Below are 17,005 nucleotides of genomic sequence, written 5' to 3'. Positions count from 1 at the left end.
ACGTTTATCCCGCATTAACAGGCAGTAAGACCCCCGCCTCAAAATTCAGCGAAAGCAAAGAAGTTAGGTGGGAGTTGGGCTGCTCGTAAAAGCCCGATTGGTGAGGGCTGATTAAAGTTTCACTTTATTCGGAGCGACAGGGGATTTAGCGAAACGCAAAATTTACCCTGCTTTATATAAACTATTTAGTAATCAAAATATACCACAATCTATTTCGATTATCGGTATTGGCAGAAAGGCAATGTCAGATTTGGAATTTCAAACAAAGGTAGAACAATCCCTTGCTACATTTTCTAGAATATCTTCTGATGACGAATCAGGAGTAGAAGAATTTATTAGCACATTTCGTTATTGTCAATTAGATACAGCGAATATAGTGGGCTATCAAGATTTACTGAGCCTTGTAAAAAAGCGTGAAACAGAATTAAACATTCCTGAAAACCGTATGTTTTATCTATCTGTTATACCAGAAGTATTTGATGTGATTGCTTTAAATATTAAAGAGAGTGGATTGTGGGCTACAAAAGGATTAAACCGTCTTATTATAGAGAAGCCTTTTGATTATAATGTAACGTCTGCTCGCGAGTTTAACGGAAAATTAATTGAAGATTTTGATGAAACTGATATTTATTATATTGATCATTATCTTTGAAAATGAATGGTAACTAGGAATACACTTAGAAAAGTATTATGAAATAAATAGTATTTAATTCAAGACATTTTTATTGACGATAATAATTTATGTGGTTAATATATTAGACATAAGATTACTTAATTACTAAAAGTAATTAGATATAAAATATTTCGTTAAGTTCTATAAATAAGTAAGTTGCAGTAGAAATGCTTTGAATTGCCACTATTAATATTGGGGACAATGAGAGAGCGAAAGGTATAAAAAGAATTGGAATTAGATAACTCTTTGTTTTTTATAAAAACAGGAAGTATAAGAGTATGAGCTTCTGTACAATTCATTTTTAGTATATTGACGAGGATTATACAACAAGAGGGGGACTGAAATTGGAATCAATGACCTTTGTTTTATTTGGAGCGACAGGGGACTTAGCGAAACGCAAAATTTACCCCGCGCTATATAACTTATATAGAGATCAAAAGCTTCCAAAGCAGATATCTGTTATCGGGCTTGGAAGACGTCAAGTATCTCATGAAGATTTTCAAGAAAGAATAAAAGAATCAATAGAGACGTTTTCTCGTCAGAGGGAAGAAGGTACTCCGGAACTCGAAGGTTTTTTAGATAATTTTCGCTATTGTCCATTAGATGTGAGTAAACCGGAAGACTATGAGAGGTTATTACAAGTCGTTCGTGAAAGGGAAGAGGAACTACATATAAAAGGTAATAGAATGTTCTATCTTTCAGTTGCTCCTGAATTTTTCGAGACGATTGCTTTAAATATTAAGGAAAGCGGACTTGATAAAACAGATGGATGGAAACGCCTGATGATTGAGAAACCGTTTGGGCACGACCTTACATCTGCTCGTGAGCTTAATGATAAGCTTAGTCGCACGTTTGAAGAAGACGAGATATACCGTATTGATCACTATTTAGGTAAACCGATGATTCAAAACCTTGAAGCACTAGAATTTGCAAATCCTGTTCTCCAATCGATTTGGAACAAAGAACATATAGCAAATGTACAAATTACAGCTAGTGAAACAGTTGGGGTTGAAGAAAGAGCCGGATATTATGATCATGCAGGAGCCATTCGAGATATGGTTCAAAATCATATGTTACAAATATTAATGATGACTGCTATGAATCTGCCGGAAAAGGTTAATGCATGTGAAATTCGAGAGGAAAAACGAAAGGTAATGGAGACGCTTCGTAAAGTGAAAAAAGAAGACGTTCAAAGCCATATCATTCGAGGTCAATACTCTTCAGGAGAGATAAAAGGCGGGCAAGTTGTAGCGTATAAAGAGGAGCCAGGAGTAAATCCTTCTTCTAACATAGACACATTTGTTGCTGCTCGTTTGTGGATCGATAATCCATTTTGGACTGGCGTTCCCTTCTATATACGAACAGGAAAACGAATGAAAGAAAAGTCCACTCGTATTGTAATCGAGTTTAAAAATACGTTAAAACAGCAATATCAAGATAATAATCCAAATGCAGCACCTAACTTATTAATAATTGAAATTAGCCCAGGTGAGAATGTTTCATTACAGTTAAATAGTAAAAATCCATTGAAAAATGGAGAGATTGAACCGATGCGTATTAACTTTACTTGCGAGCAAGTGGATGTGGGAGTACCTGAAGCGTATGAAAGACTCATTCATGATGCGGTGAGTGGAGACGCTACATTCTTTGCACATTGGAGAGAAGTTGAATTGTCATGGGAATGGGTACAACCAATTCTTGAAGCGTTCGAGGAAAACTTATTACCGCTTCATGAATATGAGTCTGGTTCATATGGTCCAGAAGCGTCTAATGAACTGTTGCAAGAAAGTGGATTTAAATGGTGGTTAGATCAAGAGCCGGAAAAATAAGTACTTTCTTTCATGAAAGCATTTAGGGGGACGATTACTATGACACAAAACATAAATCAATTAGCAGTGAATACACTTCGTACGTTATCGATTGATGCTATTAATGCGGCAAACTCAGGTCATCCAGGTCTTCCGATGGGAGCAGCACCAATGGCTTATGCATTATGGGCGAATCATTTAAATTACAATCCTAATCACCCAGAATGGTTTAACCGTGATCGTTTCGTTTTATCGGCGGGACATGGATCTAGTCTGTTATATAGCCTACTTCATTTAGCTGGATATGACGTTTCAATTGATGACTTGAAAAACTTCAGAAAGTTAAATAGTAAAACACCAGGACATCCTGAGTTTGGTCATACTCCTGGAGTTGAAGCGACTACAGGCCCGTTAGGACAAGGGATTGCTAATGCTGTCGGAATGGCAATGGCAGAAGCTCATTTAGCAGCGAAGTTTAATAAGGATGGTCACTCTATTATAGATCACAATACGTATGCTTTAGTCGGAGATGGTGACTTAATGGAGGGTGTCGCTTATGAAGCGATGTCAATGGCAGGACATATGAAACTTGGCAAGTTAATTGTACTGTATGATTCAAATGAAATTTCACTTGATGGTGAATTAGGCATTGCTTTCTCTGAAGATATTCAGAAAAGGGCAGAATCTGTACATTGGCAATATGTAAGAGTTGAAGATGGAAACGATGTCGATGCTATTACAAAAGCCATTACATTAGCGAAAGAAAATACGGATCAACCTACTCTTATAGAAATTAGAACCATTATAGGTTATGGAAGTCCAAAAGTTGCTGGAACGAACAAAGCACATGGTAATCCGCTTGGAGTAGAAGAAGCGACAGCGACAAAACAAGTGTATGGTTGGCACTATGAGGAAGACTTCTTTGTGCCTGAAGAAGTAACAGCTCATTTTAATGAACTGAAACAAAAAGGTATTGAAAAAGAAAATGACTGGAATGAGCAGTTCAATTCATACAGAGAGTCGAACCCTGCACTAGCAGATGAATTAGAAAAAGCGATTACAGGTGAGGTTTTAATTGAAGCGAAAGACATTCTATCCTTTGATATTGAAAAAACGATTTCCACTCGTGTTGCAAGTGGGGAAGCTATTAATCATTATGTGAAATCGATTCCTTCTATTTTCGGTGGAAGTGCAGATCTTTCTCATTCCACTATGACAGATATAAAAGGTGAAGCTGTGTACGCGGTAGAATCGTATGCTGGACGAAATATATACTTCGGTGTACGTGAACACGCAATGGGCGCGGCAGCGAATGGACTGGCTCTCCATGGAGGAGTAAAACCTTTCGTAAGTACATTCTTTGTATTTAATGATTACCTTCGTCCATCGATTCGACTGGCTGCACTGCAAAATTTACCTGTTACTTACGTATTTACACATGATTCGATTGCTGTAGGAGAAGATGGTCCAACGCATGAACCAATTGAACAATTGGCAGCGCTTCGAGCAATTCCTGGTCTAACAGTTATCCGTCCGTCAGATGCAAATGAAACAGCAAGTGCTTGGGCGTATGCTTTACAGCAAACGGATGGTCCAGTCGTTTTAGTACTGAGCCGTCAAAATTTACCGGTGTTTAATGAAACGAAAGCGAACATAGAGAATCTCTCTAAAGGAGCTTACGTATTAACACAAACGAATGAAAATCCGGATGTAATTTTAATTGCGACAGGTTCTGAAGTATCCTTAGCTGCTAGTGCGAAAGCAAAATTAGAAGAAGATCAAGTTTCTGTTCGCATCGTTGCAATACCGAGCTGGGAGTTATTCGATCGCCAATCGAACGAATATAAAGAATCCGTTCTTCCGTCTTCTATAACGAAACGAGTATCTCTTGAGATGGGTGTATCTCTAGGTTGGGAACGTTATGTAGGACAAGAAGGAAAAGTACTATCAATTGAAACATTTGGAGCTTCAGGAACTGGGGCTGAAGTCATGAATCTATTTGGATTTACGACAGAAAATGTTGTTCAAATTACAAAAAATGTGTTGAATTCTTAAGCTATGACTGTGAATACCTTTCTGTACATACTAACATTTCAGTGCTGAAAGGTATTCCAGATTGTAGTGATATGGATTTTTAATAAAAGATGATTTGAGGAGGAATTATATTATGCAAGTAGGATTAATTGGGTTAGGTAAAATGGGATTAAATTTAGGGAAAAATTTAATGGATCATAAACATGAAGTAGTAGCATTTGATTTAAATACGAGCGCAGTAGAAGAAATGAAAGAGTACGGGGCAACAGGTACATCTAGTTTAAGTGAACTTGTTCAGTCATTACAATCACCAAGAATTCTTTGGGTAATGGTACCACACGCTGTTGTTGATTCTGTTATTGATGAGGTTACACCACTTTTATCAAAAGGAGATATTTTAATTGAAGCTGGTAATTCACATTATAAAGAGTCTATCCGCCGATATGAGCAATTAAAGAAAGATGGCATTCACTTTATGGATGCAGGAACTTCTGGCGGAATGGAAGGCGCTCGTAATGGTGCTTGTTACATGATCGGAGGAGATCAAGAAGCTTGGGACATCGTTGAACCTATCTTCCGCGATACTGCTGTAGAAAATGGATTCTTATATGCTGGAAAAGCTGGTAGTGGTCACTTCTTAAAAATGGTTCATAACGGAATTGAATACGGTATGATGGCTGCTATTGGTGAAGGATTTGAGATTCTAGAGAAAAGTGAATTTGACTACGATTATGAAAAAGTATCAAGAGTATGGAACAACGGTTCAGTAATTCGTTCTTGGTTAATGGAATTAACAGAAAATGCATTTTCTAAAGATGCAAAACTGGATGAAATTAAGGGTGTTATGCATTCTTCTGGTGAAGGAAAATGGACAGTAGAAACAGCATTAGACCTTCAAACAGCAACTCCTGTTATCGCAATGTCTCTATTAATGCGCTACCGCTCATTAGACAATGATACATTTACAGGAAAAGTTGTAGCGGCTCTGCGCAATGAATTTGGCGGACATGCAGTAGAAAAGAAATAAAGTGAAACTTTAATAAGTAGGGGCTTTATTCCACACCAATCGGGCTTTTACGGGATAAGCATATTAAACATGTAACTCATCAACGTTTAAAAACTGGAGGGAATTGATCATGAAATTTTTTATTGATACTGCAAATCTTGAGGACATAAAAAAAGCATATAAACTTGGAGTTTTAGCTGGTGTTACAACGAATCCTTCTTTAGTAGCAAAAGAGGGTGTTAAGTTTGAAGACCGTATCGCAGAAATTTGTCAGGCAGTACCTAAAGTTGAGTCTGTTTCGGCAGAAGTAACGCCAGATGCTGTTACAGCTGAAGAAATGATTGCTCAAGCAGAAGAATTAATTAAAATTAACGGTGGCGATAAAAATGTCACGATAAAACTTCCAATGACGCTAGCAGGATTAGAAGCTTGTCGCTATCTTACTGAAAAAGGTGTGAAAACGAACGTTACACTTATTTTCACTGTGAACCAAGCACTTTTAGCTGCTCGAGCAGGTGCAACGTACGTTTCTCCATTTTTAGGACGTTTAGATGATATTTCTGAAGATGGTGTATTATTAGTTGCTAAAATTGCTGAATTATTCGATGTTCATCAATTAGATACACAAATTATTGCGGCTTCTGTCAGACATCCAGATCATGTAACTCGTGTAGCGATGGCAGGTGCTCATATTGCAACAATTCCTTATAAAGTAATTGAACAACTTGCTATGCACCCATTAACAGACCAAGGTATTGAGAAGTTTGCTGCGGATTGGGCGAAAGCTCCTAAATTATAATGCATGAAAGTGAAGGTGCTTTCCGAAAATTGCTTTTTATGAGAGGACAAATCCTAAGTAACTTCATCGTTTAAACTGGATCCTGAGTTTGTAGTCTTACTACGTGAAAACAGCAGAGAAGAAAGTGTCATTCACTTTTAAAAAAGGAAAAATTGATCGCGCGAAGCATTTATCACAATAACATTATAATTATGAAAGAGAAATCCCCTTATTAGAGAGATGAGTTATAGTGTATCTCTAATAAGGGAGATTCTTTTTATATAAATCATTATGATGTGAAGATGCTTTTAAGTGTATAGCAATATGTAAAGGTATCTTTTACTCAAGTAAGAACTATATAGGTTCTTTTAATTATATAGTAATTATGAAAGGGTTTACATAAAGGGGGATTGAGTATGAATATGTACCTTTTAATTATTACATTATTATCAATTGTAATTGTTATTTTAGGGGTATCTTGGTGGAGATGGCATGCGTTTATTAGTTTAACGATTGCAAGTTTGTTTTTAGCAATTATGTCTGGAATGCCAATGGATAAAATAGTGAGTGCTTATGAAACGGGAGTCGGAAGTGTTCTAGGACATTTAGTAGGCATTTTAGTATTAGGTACAATTTTAGGGAAAATGATGGCAGAGTCAGGTGCTGGAATGCAAGTGGCAGAGTTCTTTATTAAATCCTTTGGGATAAAAAACTTACCATGGGCCATGTTAATTGCAGGTTTTATTATTGGAATTCCGGTGTTTTTTGAAGTAGGTATTTTAATATTACTGCCGTTAGTAATTTCAATTCATAAAACTACGAAACAAAATATTTTATTGATAGCGTTACCAGCAATTGCTGGGCTATCTGTCGTACACGGCCTTGTTCCTCCACATCCAGGGGCAATCGTTGCAATTGGTATTTATAAAGCGAATCTTGGGAAGGTACTATTGTATTCACTCATTATTACATTTTTTGCAGCGATTATTGCAGGTCCTATATTCGCTAAATGGATTCACAAACGTGTAATTCCTGAAAATGAGCCAGAATTGATTCGTGTAAATACAAAATCAACGAAATTACCAGGAATAGGAGTTTCATTTTTAGTTATTTTGTTACCTGTTATGTTAATGGTTTTAGCTGCAGCAGCTCCTTATGTGCCTTTTTCTACTACTTTGATGAAGACTGTCACATTAATCGGTAGTCCTATCATTGCGCTATTGATTGCATGTTTTGCGGCGTTCTATTTTCTTGGATTTCGTCAAGGTATCGATAAAAAAGCTATTAAGAAGATAACAGAAGATAGCTTATTACCAATCGGTTCAATTGTTGCGATTATAGGTGCTGGTGGCGGATTTAAGCAAATTCTTATCGATAGTGGCGTAGGGAATGCTATTGCTCAAATGTCTGAACATTTAGCTCTATCTCCAATTGTATTAGCATTTATGGTTGCTGGATTAATTCGAATTGCGACAGGATCAGCGACAGTCGCCTTAACAACAGCAGCAGGTATTGTTTCGCCAATCGTTGAAAATACGACAGGTGTGAACTTAGAGTTACTCGTCATTGCAACGGGTGCAGGAGCACTTATGTTTTCACACGTAAACGATGCTGGTTTTTGGATGGTAAAAGAATACCTAGGGTTAACAGTGAAAGAAACATTTAAAACATGGACGGTATTAGAAACGTTACTTTCATTTATCGCTTTTGGAGGAGTTTTACTACTCGATATGTTTGTTTAAGATAAAGATGTTTCTATTTAGATAATTGTGGCATACAACGTTATCAATAGATAAAAGGAATGTATTTTTATGGTGGGATACTGTAACAATTTTTTGTTAGGAGGAAGAAATGGTGAGCTCAAAATATATGATTGGTGTAGACATTGGGACAACTAGTACAAAATCAGTTCTATTTTCTACTGATGGATCTGTTATTGCTAGTCATGGAATTGAATATCCTTTATATTCTCCTACACCTGAAACAGCAGAACAAAACCCAGAAGAAATTTTTCGTGCAGTAATAAATACGATTAAAGAAACTGTACGATCAAGTAGTGTACAGCCGAATGATATTCTTTGTGTCTCTTTTAGTTCGGCAATGCATAGTATCATTGCTGTAGATGAAAAAGGAGAGCCGTTAACGAGATGTATTACTTGGGCAGATAATAGAAGTGCAAGCTGGGCGGAGAAAATAAAGAATGATATGAATGGTCATGAAATTTACCTTCGTACTGGGACACCAATTCATCCGATGTCACCACTTTCGAAATTAGTTTGGCTACAGAATGAGCAGGCAGAGTTATTCGCAAAAAGTTATAAATTCATTTCTATTAAAGAATATGTTTTTTACAAGTTATATAAAGAGTATGTAATTGATTATTCTATAGCGTCAGCAACAGGGATGTTTAATTTAAAATCTTTAAAATGGGATGAAGAGGCTTTACATGTTGCGGGAATTACAGATGAAAAGCTTTCAAAGCTTGTTCCAACAACGCACAGTTTAACAGGATTAGATGAAGAGCTGGCCAAAGAGATGAATGTACTTGTTTCTACGCCTTTTGTAGTAGGAGCGAGTGATGGAGTACTATCTAATTTAGGTGTAAATGCAATAGATCCTGGCGTTGTGGCTGTTACAATTGGTACAAGCGGTGCGATACGTGCTGTAACAAATCGTCCTGTAACAGATCCAAAAGGGAGAATCTTTTGTTATGCGTTAACTGAAGACCATTGGGTAATCGGTGGTCCAGTTAATAACGGTGGTATGATTTTCAGATGGGCTCGTGACCAATTGGGTACTTCAGAGATTGAACTTGCGAAGCGTTTAGGGAAAGATCCATATGAAGTACTTACTGAAATAGCAGCAAAAGTGAATCCTGGATCTGACGGTTTATTGTTTCACCCGTATTTAGCAGGGGAAAGAGCTCCTTTATGGAATGCAAATGCACGAGGATCTTTCTTTGGACTCGGATTGCATCATAAGAAAGAACATCTTATCCGTGCTGTTTTAGAAGGCGTAATTTATAATTTATATACGGTTCTTCTCGCTTTAAAAGAGTTAATTGGCGAACCGAAAAAAATTCAAGCGACAGGCGGCTTTGCAAGGTCGGAACTTTGGAGACAGATGATGGCGGACATCTTCCATCAAGACGTATATGTTCCGGAAAGTTTCGAAAGCTCTTGCTTAGGAGCTGCAATCCTCGGTTTATATAGTTTAGGTGAAATAGATACATTATCCGTAGTTTCTGAAATGGTAGGTGCAGATTTTCATCATGAGCCAAACATGGAAAGTGTGGAAAAATATAAAGATTTAACGCCAATCTATATTCGTCTGTCCCGTCAATTGGAAGAAGAATATGAAAGTATAGCAGCGTACCAAAAAAAGTGGGTTTAAAAGCTATTTACCAAGAAAATATGGTAACGTATAAAGAGGTACTCCGATTTTTTAGGATACTCTTTCAACATAAAATATTTTAAGAAGTATGATGAATGAAAAATATAGGGAGAGAGGGTTATGAAAATGAAGGATAACAAAGAGTTTAATGGATATGTTGGAACTTACACGAAAGAAAATAGTGAAGGAATATATAAGTTTACTTTAGACACAGAAGCAAAAAAAATTAGTAATGTAACACTTGCCGCTAAGCTTGATAACCCTACATATGTAACGATTAACCGAAATAATGAATATCTCTATTCTGTTGTTAAGGAAGGCGAATCTGGCGGTGTAGCTGCGTATTCCATTGATAGTCATACTGGAGAACTAAAAGCGAAAAATAGACAAGTAGTAGAAGGTGCTTCTCCTTGTCATATTAGTGTTGATAGTGGAAATCATACAGTAGTTACAGCGAATTACCATAAAGGAACGATTGAGTCTTTTGAAATAAATGAAGAAAATGGAACTGTAAATCCTGCTTCATCTATTATGGCACATGAAGGTTCAGGTCCGAATAAAGAAAGACAAGAAAAACCACATGCACATTACGCGGGGTACACTCCTGATGAAAAATATGTGATAGGTGTTGATTTAGGGATAGATAAAATAATTACGTATGAAGTAAAAGATAGTACATTAACAGAAGTGAATCGTTTATCTGTAAATCCAGGAAGTGGTCCAAGACATATTACTTTTCATCCGAATGGAAAGTATGCGTATGTGATGACGGAGCTTAGTTCAGAGGTTATTGTGTTAACATATAATCCTACAGAAGGATCCTTTACAGAATTACAGTATATTTCTACTGTTCCAGAAGAGTTTGATGAAAATAATCAAGGAAGTGCGATTCATATTTCTTCTGACGGCCGTTTTGTATATGCAGGTAATCGTGGTCATAATAGTATCGCTGTTTATAGCGTAGATCAAAATTCAGGTCAGCTTACATTTGTTGAACACACATCTACAGAAGGAAATTGGCCAAGAGACTTTGTATTAGATCCTACTGAAAAGTTCCTTGTTGCTACAAATGAAAAGTCACATAATCTTGTGTTATTTTCAAGAGATGAATCTACAGGAAAGTTAACACTTTTACAATCTGATGTTGCTGTGCCAGAGCCTGTTTGTGTGAAGTTTTTAAATGTTTAAGTTGTGTCCGATATAATTTCATATACTCAGAAAACAATAAAAAGCAAAGCGATATCGCTTTGCTTTTTATTGTTTCTTTTTCGGTCTACGTACTAACTCACCGCCGCAATTTGGACAAACGTTTTGCCTTTCTTCTGTACATGGTGCGCAAAATGTACATTCGTATACGCAAATGTAAGCTTCAGAATCTTGCTCGAGTGATTGATCGCAAATTTGACAGTTTGTTTTCATTTCTAGTGCCATAATAAGTCTCCTTTTAGTTTGAAAATTTATAATTTAATTATAATTCATTAAATAGAAATAGTCCTTTTCAATTGAAAGGAAATCGAATGATAAAGTTATGAATTGAAATGAAAGATGCTAGTTTATTTTAAAATTGATTATTTATTACAGTTGGAATATTATGAAATAGTCAAAAGACAACAGGGGGTATAGATTTTGACTAATCATAACGATCATTTAAAAGCAAACTGCGAAACATGCTTCGGTCTATGTTGCGTTGCATTACCGTTTGCAGCATCGGTAGATTTTGCAGTGAATAAAGATGGTGGTAAACCATGTTCCAACTTACAATCAGATTTTAAATGTAGTATACATAAAAATCTTAGAGGAAAAGGTTATAAAGGTTGTACAGTATTTGAATGTTTCGGTGCTGGGCAGAAGATTTCTCAGGGTACGTTTAAAGGGATTGATTGGAGGAAAGATGCAAAGCATGCAAGAAAAATGTACGATGCTTTTCCGGTTATGCATCAACTTCATGAAATGCTTTGGTATTTGAATGAAGCGATTCTTTTAAAGGCAACACAGCCAATTCATAAAGAGCTGGAGACCGCAATTGAGGAGACAGAGCGACTTTCGAATTTAAATCCAGATGAGTTAATGAAAATAAATGTTCCAATGCATAGGGCAGAGGTGAACATTCTTCTTTTAGAAACGAGCGAATTAGTATGGAAGGAAATGAATACTGCGCGTAAGAAACGAATCATTCACCGCGGAGCAGACCTTATGGGAGCGAATCTGAAAAAGAAAAATTTACAAGGTGCAAATTTAAGAGGAGCTTACTTAATTGCGGCTAACTTAAATGGTGCAGATTTAAGAGGAGCAGATCTCATCGGAGCAGATTTGCGAGATGCAGATATTCGCGGGGCTGATTTTACTAATAGTATTTTTCTGACGCAAGTTCAAGTTAATGCTGCTAGAGGGGACAAACATACGAAATTACCGAAATTATTGTCTCGTCCATCGCATTGGAGTGCGTAAAGAGTGAGGAGTATTTAGTGTGGATATATTTCAGTATTTAGAAGAGATGCAAGAGGATGTCTTTTCGTTAGCAGTAGAGCAAATAGAAGCGAAGTATTATGATATTTGTTGCATGTTGGCATCTACAGAATATGCAGAACGAATTAAAGTAATTGATGTAGAGTCATATAAGGTAAGTATTCGAGTAGGTTTGGATGCAGCTGTAGAAATGGCTACTAATGAAGAAGCAAAAGCGATTTATTTTGAGTATGACCTTGATAACGAGTGGACTAGTCAGTTTTATATTTGTGAGGAGTATGCTCCACTTGAAGAAGAGGATGATGATTGGGCTTCTGAATGGACATATGATGTTGAGGGACCGGAGTCTGTAGAATTAGCGGATATGTATAATGAAAATGGCTTTGACACAAGTGAAAAAGCAATCGGTATCACTTTATATTTAATTGCTAAAACGCTGTGTAGTTTTATAAGTGTACGTAGTGAAGTGCAAAATAATATACCGATTTGTATTGGTTTTCACGACCAAGATCCAATAATGCGAACAGGCAGAGACTAAGAATCTCTGCCTGCTTTTTATTTCTTTTCAAAAGTAGTAATTAAAACGCTACATATAATAAGAATACCACCAATAAAAAAGTTACTATTTAATGTTTCATTTAAGAGCAACCAACCAAGTAACGATCCAACGATAGGTTGGAAGAAGAAAAATAAGGAACCTATGCTTGCATCCAGTAATTCTAATCCTTTATTCCAAAGGAAAAAGGCACCTGCTGTTGAGACGATTCCTAAGTATAATACGCCTAATATTACGTACGTATTTACTGTTCCGATAGAGGCCGCTTGTAGCTCCCATATCATAAAAGGTGTAATAAAAAAGAGTGAAAAGAAAATTGCGTACGTTGTAATAACTAAGGATGAAAATTGGATTGAAGCGATTTTTACATAAATAGATAGTAAAGCCCACGTAATAGCGGCTCCAACTAAAATGATTGTTCCGATAAAATAGGAGCCAATTTCAATATCCCATCCGATTACGATAATGACACCGATTGTCGCTATTATAGTAGATAAAAGTCTACGAGCAGTTAGTTTTTCTTTCAAAATGAGCGCTGCAAATATAACCATAAATGCAGGTGTAGCTGATGTAACTAACGAGCCTGTATGAGCGTCGGATAATTTTGTTCCGATAAATTGGCATGTGATCGAAATGAAATAGCCGATAAATCCAATCCAAGCGAATAGGAGCCAATCTTTTTTGCGAATGGTTACTTTTTTCTTTTGCTTTTTCTCAGCTAGTTTCAAAATGCCATATAAAACAACAAAAGCGATAATAAAGCGTAGCCAAACGAGTGTTAGTGGTGGGATAAAATCGAGTACGTATTTGCTAACAACATACATACCGCCCCATATACTTGCTGCTAGTGATAAGTATATAGCTCCTAAAATTGTTTGTTTCATTTGAAATACCTCCGTCTATTTTTAGGGTAATATGAGTTCCCTAAGACGAGGCATAGTGTATGTGCTAAATGAATGCCCGTCTTAGTTTATAGACGGCCTACAGGTTGATCGTTTTCGAATGAAGTGTTGTAGTACATGAGTGCATTCCTCCTTCATAATTTTATAATGATATTATAACTTAATTTTCAGTTTATTGGAGGTTCTTATGAAATATATCGTTATAAAATCACATGTTAGCAATTATCCTAATCCAATTCGCTTAGAAGAGAGGGGTGTAGTGAAAATGATAGAGAGTTACGTTGGTCCAGAAGACTGGGAAAACTGGATGTTTTATCACGAAGAGAAGTATAACTGGAAAGGATGGGTTTGGTGAGAAGGAACAGATGATGAGAAGGGCTGGACACCAAAGGAAAACTTACAAAAATATTAGTAATACTATTTGTTTAATAATTAGGACACATATTTTTTGTTTGTGAGTATATTGGTTGTAGAGTAAAAAGTAGATTAATAGAGAAAGAGGAGGAGATTGTAATAACTACAACCGTTATTTCTCATTTTTATAACGAAGAGTATTTGCTACCATGGTGGCTTATGCATCACACGAAACTGTTTGATCATGGTATTTTAATTAATAAAGGTTCAACAGATCGTTCCGTTGAGATTTGTAAAAAATTCGCACCGCATTGGGAGGTGCGAGATTCTGTAAATCCAGAGTTTGATGCATATGCGACAGATCATGAAGTGATGAGGATAGAACAAGAAGTACAAGGATGGAAAACGATTTTAAATACGACTGAGTTTCTTTGCGTGCAAGATAAAAATCAGTTTTGGAAATCGCTAAATGAATTGGGGGGGAGGATGTATTGGCTGGACGGGCTTATTATGGTTGATGATCCTAACTACAACTATCCGGACCTTAACTTTGGAATACCTTTAATGAAACAGCGATTTCATGGTTATTTACCAGAAGATTGGCCGTTATGGAGAAGAGGTAGATTTATTCATAATCATGAGCATGGAAGTTATACGGTTGGAAGACATTTATCTGCGCATGAATCGATGATTTATCCACCTCTTGCCTGTATATTATGGTTTGGGTTTAGTCCGTGGAACGATGCGATGAGAAAGAGAAAGTTACAAATTGGTCCGACTCTTTCTGAAGCTAGTAAGCATGGGGGAATGGGGACGCACCATATTATTACGCCGGAAAGATTAGAAGAATGGTATAAGGAATTAGCGAGAGGAACGAAGGATTTACGTTTTAATGATGCATATCGTTATGTTTTTGTATAAATGATTCCCACCATAAAATTGTTTCGTCTATTCCTGTATTTAAATCGTATGTTGGTTTCCAGTTTACTTCAGTTTTTAAACGTTCTACACTAACGCCGACGAATAAAGGTTCATCCTTAGAGAAAGGAATCGCGTCTAGTATAATTAAATGTTCTTTTCCTATTTTTTTAGCGATGATAGAAGCTAGTTCTTTAATTTGTACAGATTGACCTGAAGCGATATTGATGGTGCCTGTAACGCCATGTTCTAATATTGTTACGAGAGCGTCAGCGACGTCACTCACATGGAGGAAATCTCTCGATTGTTTTCCATGTGTACATAGTGCTTTCTCATTTTTTAATAAGGAAGTGATAATGTTAGAAACGAGCCGATTACCTTGTTCGTAAGGTCCATACATATGAAAAATGCGGCCCCAACACATGCTGAGGCCTGTTTGTTGTGCATACGTTTCTAGCCAGGAGTGCAGTGCATTTTTACATAAAGAATACGGGGTTTTATAGGAAAGGAGCGGTGAATCTTCAAATAATACGCCGTTAAACCATTCGTATTCTGCGCCAGTACCTGCAACGACAACACGCTTTCCGCCGCATGTTGTAAAGTGTTGAATCAATGAAATACTAGACTTTAGCCAATAGTAATTATTAATAGATACATAGCATGCTGGTGGCACTGCTTCCCAAGCAAGGTGAATGAGATGGCTAGGCTGAACGTCGTAAATGAATTGTTTTACTTCGTCATCGCGGAGCAAGTTGACTTTATGCCAGTGGCAAGGGAGGTGAGAGGATTTATTTTTATTATACGTGGCGTGCACTTCATATCCCTTTTGTATAAGTGAATGTACAACATATTTACCTATCCAGCCACTACCACCTGTTACAACAACTTTCTTCATGGATCGATCACCTCAACTTCTGGAACCGTCACTAAAAATTTACCGCCCCATTCACGAATGAAAGAGCATTCTTTCATAATTTCGTCTTTCAAATTCCAAGGAAGTATGAAAATGTAATCCGGTTTTGTACGTTTAATTTCTGCTGGAGATTTTATTGGAATACGAGTTCCTGGTAAAAGAAGATTTTGTTTGTGAGGATTTTTATCTACTGTATAAGCTAGAAATTCTTTACCTATCCCGCAATAATTCAAAAGGGTGTTTCCTTTAGCTGGAGCACCGTAACCGATAATTTGTTTGTTTAAAGCTTTCGCTTCAATAAAAAACTTTAAAATATTTATTTTCAATTGTTCGATGCGTTTAGAAAAAAGGAGATAGCAATCTAAAGTATCTAACCCGTGGTCGACTTCTCTTTGAATTAATTTTGTAACATTGGAATGGATAGTTGATTGGGCACTTAGATGGTTTACAAAAATCCGTAAGGAACCACCATGCGTTGAAAGTTCTTCTACATCAACAATTTGTAAATGATGATAACTTAAAACTTTTTGAAGGCTTATAAGTGAGAAGTAGGAAAAGTGCTCATGGTAGATAGTATCGAACTGTTTAAAGGATATGAGGTTTAATAAGTGCGGGAATTCAATTGTTATCGTTCCATCACGTTTTAATAAGGTTTTTAAACCAGAGACAAAATCATGCAAGTTTGGAACGTGTGCTAATACGTTATTTGCGACGATTAAATCAGCTTGTGGTAATTTTTTTGCTAAGTCATTACTGAAAAAATTCACATGAGTAGGAATTCCTTTTTTGATAGCGATGTCTGCTACGTTTTTTGCTGGTTCAATTCCTAACGCATCGATATTTTCTTTTTGAAAGTATTGTAATAAGTACCCATCGTTACTTGCGATTTCAATCACTTTTGAATGTTTCGTTAAGTTGAAACGCTTAATCGCCATTTCTACGTATTGTTTAGCGTGTAGTAGCCAACTTGAGGAGTAAGAGCTGAAGTATAAATAGTTATGAAAAATATTTTGTGGGGATTCAAATTCATCTAGCTGTACGAGTAAACAAGAGTTACAAACAAATGTGTGCAGCGGATAAAAAGGTTCCATTTTATATGAGCTTTCAGGAGCTACAAATGAATTAGCAAGAGGGGAAACGCCCAAATCTAAAAAAGTGTTGGTTAGTAATGAGTGGCAAAAACGGCATTTTTTCTGTTCCATTT

15 protein-coding genes and 1 pseudogene are annotated in these 17,005 nt (G+C 36.5%); 12 read left to right on the top strand and 4 right to left on the bottom strand.

Translation table 11 applies throughout. The features are described 5' to 3' along the window. Window positions 1-136: 136 nt before the first annotated feature. The 8 genes and pseudogenes from ACS2FK_RS14645 to ACS2FK_RS14610 form a co-directional block, all read left to right on the top strand. A pseudogene (locus tag ACS2FK_RS14645) lies at window positions 137-652 on the top strand (glucose-6-phosphate dehydrogenase); the annotation flags it as partial. Window positions 653-1,017: 365 nt separating this feature from the next. Continuing rightward, window positions 1,018-2,502 carry a glucose-6-phosphate dehydrogenase gene (zwf, locus tag ACS2FK_RS14640; protein WP_063548086.1) on the top strand — a complete coding sequence of 495 codons (1,485 nt, stop codon included), beginning with the start codon at window positions 1,018-1,020 and terminating at the stop codon, window positions 2,500-2,502. 39 nt (window positions 2,503-2,541) lie between these two features. After that, a complete protein-coding gene (tkt, locus tag ACS2FK_RS14635; RefSeq protein ID WP_063548084.1) occupies window positions 2,542-4,536 on the top strand; it encodes a transketolase in 1,995 nt (664 codons plus the stop codon). Window positions 4,537-4,648: 112 nt separating this feature from the next. Then, complete coding sequence (gene gnd, locus ACS2FK_RS14630) at window positions 4,649-5,542, top strand: phosphogluconate dehydrogenase (NAD(+)-dependent, decarboxylating) (RefSeq protein ID WP_001195925.1); 894 nt, start codon at window positions 4,649-4,651, stop codon at window positions 5,540-5,542. Between the two features lie 109 nt (window positions 5,543-5,651). After that, entirely contained in the window at window positions 5,652-6,320 is a 669-nt protein-coding gene (gene fsa / locus ACS2FK_RS14625) for a fructose-6-phosphate aldolase (protein WP_000667692.1), read from the top strand. A 395-nt stretch (window positions 6,321-6,715) separates the two neighbouring features. After that, window positions 6,716-8,041, top strand: a complete 1,326-nt coding sequence (gene gntP / locus ACS2FK_RS14620) for a gluconate permease GntP (protein ID WP_063548082.1) — start codon at window positions 6,716-6,718, stop codon at window positions 8,039-8,041. 109 nt (window positions 8,042-8,150) lie between these two features. Further along, window positions 8,151-9,692 carry a gluconokinase gene (gene gntK / locus ACS2FK_RS14615; protein ID WP_063548080.1) on the top strand — a complete coding sequence of 514 codons (1,542 nt, stop codon included), beginning with the start codon at window positions 8,151-8,153 and terminating at the stop codon, window positions 9,690-9,692. A gap of 120 nt (window positions 9,693-9,812) precedes the next feature. Continuing rightward, window positions 9,813-10,880, top strand: a complete 1,068-nt coding sequence (locus ACS2FK_RS14610; protein WP_080469852.1) for a lactonase family protein — start codon at window positions 9,813-9,815, stop codon at window positions 10,878-10,880. A 66-nt stretch (window positions 10,881-10,946) separates the two neighbouring features. Here the strand turns inward: ACS2FK_RS14610 and ACS2FK_RS14605 are convergent, their stop codons facing one another. Then, window positions 10,947-11,123 (bottom strand): DUF1272 domain-containing protein, encoded by a 177-nt coding sequence (locus ACS2FK_RS14605; RefSeq protein WP_001162791.1) that lies wholly within the window; start codon window positions 11,121-11,123, stop codon window positions 10,947-10,949. A gap of 195 nt (window positions 11,124-11,318) precedes the next feature. Here ACS2FK_RS14605 and ACS2FK_RS14600 point away from each other — a divergent pair, with 195 nt between their 5' ends. Continuing rightward, entirely contained in the window at window positions 11,319-12,140 is an 822-nt protein-coding gene (locus tag ACS2FK_RS14600) for a pentapeptide repeat-containing protein (RefSeq protein ID WP_000181453.1), read from the top strand. 19 nt (window positions 12,141-12,159) lie between these two features. After that, on the top strand, window positions 12,160-12,696 hold the full coding sequence (locus tag ACS2FK_RS14595; protein ID WP_000350943.1) for a hypothetical protein: 537 nt from the start codon (window positions 12,160-12,162) through the stop codon (window positions 12,694-12,696). Window positions 12,697-12,713: 17 nt separating this feature from the next. Here ACS2FK_RS14595 and ACS2FK_RS14590 read toward each other — a convergent pair whose 3' ends face one another. Further along, the gene (locus tag ACS2FK_RS14590) at window positions 12,714-13,598 is read right to left on the bottom strand and encodes a DMT family transporter (RefSeq protein WP_000814762.1); all 885 of its coding nucleotides are present in this window, start codon (window positions 13,596-13,598) and stop codon (window positions 12,714-12,716) included. Between the two features lie 205 nt (window positions 13,599-13,803). Between ACS2FK_RS14590 and ACS2FK_RS14585 the strand changes: the two genes are divergently transcribed. Further along, entirely contained in the window at window positions 13,804-13,971 is a 168-nt protein-coding gene (locus tag ACS2FK_RS14585; RefSeq protein WP_000875292.1) for an SH3 domain-containing protein, read from the top strand. Between the two features lie 107 nt (window positions 13,972-14,078). Next, window positions 14,079-14,891, top strand: a complete 813-nt coding sequence (locus ACS2FK_RS14580; protein WP_080469851.1) for a glycosyltransferase family 2 protein — start codon at window positions 14,079-14,081, stop codon at window positions 14,889-14,891. Here the strand turns inward: ACS2FK_RS14580 and ACS2FK_RS14575 are convergent. Then, window positions 14,860-15,783, bottom strand: a complete 924-nt coding sequence (locus ACS2FK_RS14575) for an NAD-dependent epimerase/dehydratase family protein (protein WP_063548076.1) — start codon at window positions 15,781-15,783, stop codon at window positions 14,860-14,862. The genes ACS2FK_RS14580 and ACS2FK_RS14575 overlap by 32 nt on opposite strands. Further along, on the bottom strand, window positions 15,780-17,003 hold the full coding sequence (locus ACS2FK_RS14570) for a class I SAM-dependent methyltransferase (protein ID WP_063548074.1): 1,224 nt from the start codon (window positions 17,001-17,003) through the stop codon (window positions 15,780-15,782). Before ACS2FK_RS14570 ends, ACS2FK_RS14575 begins: the two co-directional genes overlap by 4 nt. Window positions 17,004-17,005: the final 2 nt, after the last annotated feature.

This window comes from Bacillus cereus group sp. BceL220 (assembly GCF_051776965.1).
Taxonomy (GTDB): Bacteria; Bacillota; Bacilli; order Bacillales; family Bacillaceae_G; genus Bacillus_A; species Bacillus_A cereus.
This window is presented reverse-complemented; position numbering and strand designations above follow the sequence as displayed.

Excerpts from the sequence above, each read along its gene's own strand:
- ACS2FK_RS14610 (WP_080469852.1), top strand. The coding sequence starts at position 9,813 with ATGAAAATGAAGGATAACAAAGAGTTTAATGGATATGTTGGAACTTAC.
- ACS2FK_RS14570 (WP_063548074.1), bottom strand. The coding sequence starts at position 17,003 with ATGGAACAGAAAAAATGCCGTTTTTGCCACTCATTACTAACCAACACT.
- ACS2FK_RS14575 (WP_063548076.1), bottom strand. The coding sequence starts at position 15,783 with ATGAAGAAAGTTGTTGTAACAGGTGGTAGTGGCTGGATAGGTAAATAT.
- gnd (WP_001195925.1), top strand. The coding sequence starts at position 4,649 with ATGCAAGTAGGATTAATTGGGTTAGGTAAAATGGGATTAAATTTAGGG.
- ACS2FK_RS14585 (WP_000875292.1), top strand. The coding sequence starts at position 13,804 with ATGAAATATATCGTTATAAAATCACATGTTAGCAATTATCCTAATCCA.
- fsa (WP_000667692.1), top strand. The coding sequence starts at position 5,652 with ATGAAATTTTTTATTGATACTGCAAATCTTGAGGACATAAAAAAAGCA.
- gntP (WP_063548082.1), top strand. The coding sequence starts at position 6,716 with ATGAATATGTACCTTTTAATTATTACATTATTATCAATTGTAATTGTT.
- ACS2FK_RS14605 (WP_001162791.1), bottom strand. The coding sequence starts at position 11,123 with ATGGCACTAGAAATGAAAACAAACTGTCAAATTTGCGATCAATCACTC.
- tkt (WP_063548084.1), top strand. The coding sequence starts at position 2,542 with ATGACACAAAACATAAATCAATTAGCAGTGAATACACTTCGTACGTTA.
- ACS2FK_RS14590 (WP_000814762.1), bottom strand. The coding sequence starts at position 13,598 with ATGAAACAAACAATTTTAGGAGCTATATACTTATCACTAGCAGCAAGT.
- gntK (WP_063548080.1), top strand. The coding sequence starts at position 8,151 with ATGGTGAGCTCAAAATATATGATTGGTGTAGACATTGGGACAACTAGT.